Here is a 4,336-nt window from a genome sequence, read left to right as displayed (position 1 = left end):
TGGACGCGCACGCGCTGCGGGTGCGCACCGCCGCGGTCGCGCTGTCCCTGGTGGCCGGAGCCCGGGACACCCGCCGGGCGCAGTGGCAGGCTCAGGCGGAGCAGCGGCTCGCCTGCGCCGAGGCCGTGGTGGGTCTGCGTTCCGCAGGCCCCGCGCTGCCGCAGTGGCCGCAGCTCTAGAGGCGCCTCCGCTGGAGCTCCCGGCTCAGGTGCTCGGCCAGCAGATCCGGGTGTGCCATTTCGCCGGATCCGGCTCGACCCCCGGATCGGTGAGGTAGCTCTCCCACATCACCGGACCGGGACTGAGACCGGACTCCGTGAAGTACCGTTCGACCTCGGAGTAGGTGCTCGCGAGCGTGTCGTAGGGCCCGATGTGGATAGCCTCCACCAGGCGGCCGCCGGGCAGCACGCCCGGGGCCACGTCCCCGTCCTGAGTGATGGCCGAGGGGACCGGGAAGCCCGCCTCGACATCCACCGATTTTCCGGGGGAGCCGTAGTATTTGCCGAACGGCGGGCCCGCCGGGCTGAGGCCCTGGGTGCCCAGCGCCTGCATGGTCTCCCCGAACGCCCGAGCGAAGAAGTCGGACAGACCCGCCATGGGGACTCGGTCCCGGATCCCGGCGGTGTGCTGCTCAGGGCTCTGAATGATCTTGATATCGGTCATGCAGTGATGCTCCTGCGCCAGGCGCGGCTCTGGTAGAGCCGAACGTCCCGGCGCAGATGTGGCGGCGCGGGTGTGGCGGCGCAGATGTGGCGGGCTGGCGGGTCAGCTGCGCATTCGGCGCTTGAGCCGGGTGAGCTTGCGGCGCAGGTCCGCCGCGGCTTCCGCCTTGCCCTGCCGCATCAGGGCCTCGATCTGACCCTCCAGGGCGTCTGCCATCAGGGAGGGGCTGGCCTCGCGCTCGTCGGTGGACATCCGGAAGATCGTCTCGGCCTCGTCGGCTCGCCCCATTTCCAGCAGCACCTTGGCCGCGAAGACCTCGGCGTCCCCGGCGGCGTCCTCGTCACCGGCCTCGGCGAAGAGGTCCGCGGCCTCCAGGCCCGCGGCCACCGCCTTGGTGCCTTCGCCCAGCGCCGTCCAGCCGCGGGCCAGCGAATCGGTGATGTCCGCGCGCTGCCAGGTCGTCCCGTGTTCCCGGGCCAGCTCCAGGGCTCGATCCAGGTGCCCGATCCCGGTCTCGTCCTCGGCGCGGGTGAGCAGGTGCCCCAGCGAATGCAGCGCCTGCAGCAACACCTGCGGGTCCAGGTCCTCGCTGTGCTCGACCAGTTCGAGTCCACGCTCGTAATGCCCGCGGGCGACCTCGAGTCGGTCCAGCGAGGCGGCCAGCGCCCCGGCGGCGAGATGGGCACGCGCCGCTTCATCGGTCTCGTCGATCTCGCCGAAGAGCTCCGCCGCCTCGTTCCAGTGCACCATGGCCTCCAGGGGGCGTTTCAGATGGGTCACGGCATGGCCGAGCCCCATCAGCGCCCTGGCCCGGGTGGACCGGTCCTCCTCGGAGCCCCCCAGGCGGACCGAGAGGGCATCGAGCACCTTCTCGGCCTCGGGGTAGTCGTCGAGCTCCAGCAGCTGCTGGCCCAGGGCCAGGCTCAGAAGCCGCGATTCGCGGAACTCCCCGAGCTCGGCCTGCTGGACTGCGACCCGCCAGGCCAGGACGGAGGCGTCGCCGTCGTCCTCTTCTCCGGTGAGCCCGGCCAGCAGCGCGGCCGCCGAGGCGGCACCCTTGCGCACCCGGGCGGCGGCGTAGAGCTCCACCGAGTGCAGCGCGGCGTCGATGGCGGCGAGGTTGCGGTCTTCATGATGGTGGATGGTGGCCTGCAGCATCGCCATCGCGCCGTGCACCGCCCGGTTCGCGCGGGAGGCGAGCACCAGTTCGGCCGTGCTCAGCGCCTCGGTGGTCTCCCCGGTGAGCAGCAGCGTATGAGCCAGGAACATTCTGGCCCCGGACAGCGCCTCGGGACGGTCCAGGCTGGTCAGGATGGTGCAGGTCTCCCGCACGATCGGCAGAGCCGCTTCGGGTCCCTCATCCTGGAGTCGGCGCACCGCCAGCGAGGAGAGCACATCGGCAAGCTCCACCGTGACCTCGCCGCGCGCCTGGTCCTCTCGGCGCAGGTCTTCGGCGACCCGGGAGAGGATCTCGGCCTCCACCCGGTCCGGCTCGCGCAGCAGCATCGCGCCGAGCTCGTCCTCCACCCGGGCCTGCCGAAAGCGGCCCAGCTCGCGCAGCAGACGCAGCCGCGCCGCGATGAACGGCGCCGACGCGGCGGAGTCCCCGCGCATCTCGTGGACCCCGGCCAGGATGCGCAGCAGCATCAACCGGTTCTCCGGGTCCTGCCCGCCGGGGGCGCGCAGTCCGGCCTCGGCGGCCTCAGCGGCCGAACGGAAGCGTTCGCCGTAGGCACCCTCGTAGGCCAGGTCCAGCCAGCCCGCCGCGGTCTCTGCGGGCGCAGTCGTCCCACCGGCGGCCTCGAGGAGTGCCGTCAGACGCGGAATCAGCGGACTCGTCATCTGCACCAGACTAGCGCCGATCGGGTGCCGTCGTAGAATGACGCTCATGACTTTTTCCCCTGTGGCGCCCCGGCGCGTCCGCCGCGTCACGGGGTGCACCGCCATCTTCACCGTCGCAGTTCTGCTCGCCACGGGCTGTTCACCGCCGCCGCCGGCCGAGGAGCCCACCGGCAGTGCGGCGGAACAGGCCTGGACGATCGCGGCGGGGGAGCACCCGCTGGATCAGACCATCGCCAATGTCTACGCCCTGGCGCTGAGCTCCCGGGACACTCCTGCGGTCGTGGAGGTCTCCGATCGCGGCCCCGGGGAGCTGGTCCGTGAGGATCAGACCGACCTGGTCCTCGGCCGCTCTGAGACGTTCGCCCGGCAGCTGGACCCGGAGGGGTTCGCCGAGCTGGAGCAGCCGAGCCCGGCGGAGCTGCTGGGCGTGATTGAGGAAAGCCTCGGTGAGCAGGGCGAGCTGCTGGAGCCCAGCTCTGCGGTGCTCGGCAGCTCCCTGGTGATCACCTCGATCACCGCTGAGCTCAATGAGATCACCACCGAGGGGGAGGTCGAGGATCCCGCCTTCGTCGAGGCCTGCGACGAGCTGCGCATCGGGGCGCGCCTGGACCTGCCCGCTCCGGAGCCGCTGCTGAGCGAGGTCTATGACTGCGAGCCCGCGGAGATCGTCCTGGCGGAGGAGGCCGACCTGCTCGAGGCGCTGATCACCGCCGAGCTCGATGCGGTGATCCTCACGACGACGCACCCGGGCATCGAGGAGCAGGGACTGATCGCGCTCAGCGACGCGGAGCGCGCCTTCGCGCAGGAGCAGTTCGTCCCGGTGGCCTCGGCGGAGATCGCCGAAGAGGTCCCCGGTGTGGCGGTGGAGCTGGCTCAGGCGTTGAACGAGGACGCCGTGGTCACGCTGCGCCGTCTCATCGACGGAGACCAGGGGCTGAGCCCCCAGGAGGCGGCCGAGTACTGGCTGGTCCAGGAGGGCTTCGTCGCGGAGCCTGAAGACTGGGGCTGAGACCTCCGGGCAACTCGCCGAACAGGTCTAGGGATGTAACGTCCCGACAGGGACCGTGGCATAAGGCACAATCTGGTCATGGAGGAATTCGAGGACTTCACTCAGGCCCAGAAGCTCCGCAACGTGCGGTACGACGTGCGCGGACCCATCGCAGTGGAAGCCGCGCGGCTGGAACGCGCGGGCCACCGGATCACCAAGCTGAACATCGGCAATATGGCGCCCTTCGGCTTCGACGCCCCGGACTCGATCCTGGTGGACATGATCAAGAATCTGCCCAGCTCGCAGGGCTACTCGGAGTCCCAGGGCATCTACTCGGCGCGCACCGCGGTGGCGCAGTACTACCAGTCCCGCGGCATGCGCGAGGCCGAGGTCTCGGACGTGATCCTGGGCAACGGGGTCTCCGAGCTGATCACCATGGTGTTGCAGGCGCTGATCAATCCCGGCGACGAGGTCCTCATCCCGGCTCCGGACTACCCGCTGTGGACCGCGATCACCACCTTGTGCAGCGGGCGCGCGGTGCACTACATCTGCGACGAGGAGAACTACTGGTGGCCGGACCCGGAGGAGGTCGAGTCCAAGATCACGGACCGGACCAAGGCCCTGGTGCTGATCAACCCGAACAACCCGACCGGGGCGGTCTATCCCCGCGAGATCCTCGAAGCCATGGTGGACATCGCCCGGCGGCATAACCTGATCCTGCTTTCGGATGAGATCTACGAGAAGATCACCTTCGACGACGCCGAGATGATCAACGCCTGCACGCTCTCCGACGACGTCTTCACGATCACCTTCTCCGGGCTCTCCAAGACCTGGCGGGTGGCC

The 4,336-nt window shown here is 70.0% G+C and carries 4 protein-coding genes; 2 read left to right on the top strand and 2 right to left on the bottom strand.

The window, feature by feature from the left end; translation table 11 throughout:
* Window positions 1-204: 204 nt before the first annotated feature.
* Window positions 205-663, bottom strand: a complete 459-nt coding sequence (locus tag I2487_RS04620) for a GyrI-like domain-containing protein (RefSeq protein ID WP_207169481.1) — start codon at window positions 661-663, stop codon at window positions 205-207.
* Window positions 664-765: 102 nt separating this feature from the next.
* On the bottom strand, window positions 766-2,505 hold the full coding sequence (locus I2487_RS04615) for a tetratricopeptide repeat protein (RefSeq protein ID WP_207169480.1): 1,740 nt from the start codon (window positions 2,503-2,505) through the stop codon (window positions 766-768).
* Between the two features lie 46 nt (window positions 2,506-2,551).
* On the opposite strand from I2487_RS04615, the gene I2487_RS04610 reads away from it, so the two are divergent.
* Window positions 2,552-3,514, top strand: a complete 963-nt coding sequence (locus I2487_RS04610; RefSeq protein WP_207169479.1) for a glycine betaine ABC transporter substrate-binding protein — start codon at window positions 2,552-2,554, stop codon at window positions 3,512-3,514.
* Between the two features lie 78 nt (window positions 3,515-3,592).
* A partial coding sequence (locus I2487_RS04605; RefSeq protein ID WP_207169478.1) for an aminotransferase class I/II-fold pyridoxal phosphate-dependent enzyme occupies window positions 3,593-4,336 on the top strand: 744 nt, incomplete at its 3' end.

The organism is Nesterenkonia sp. E16_10 (genome assembly GCF_017347085.1).
GTDB lineage: Bacteria > Actinomycetota > Actinomycetes > Actinomycetales > Micrococcaceae > Nesterenkonia.
Note: the sequence above shows the minus strand (reverse complement) of the source record. Positions and strands in the feature narration are given on the sequence as shown.

Coding starts and splice junctions, on each gene's coding strand:
- I2487_RS04620 (WP_207169481.1), bottom strand. CDS start 663: ATGACCGATATCAAGATCATTCAGAGCCCTGAGCAGCACACCGCCGGG.
- I2487_RS04615 (WP_207169480.1), bottom strand. CDS start 2,505: ATGACGAGTCCGCTGATTCCGCGTCTGACGGCACTCCTCGAGGCCGCC.
- I2487_RS04610 (WP_207169479.1), top strand. CDS start 2,552: ATGACTTTTTCCCCTGTGGCGCCCCGGCGCGTCCGCCGCGTCACGGGG.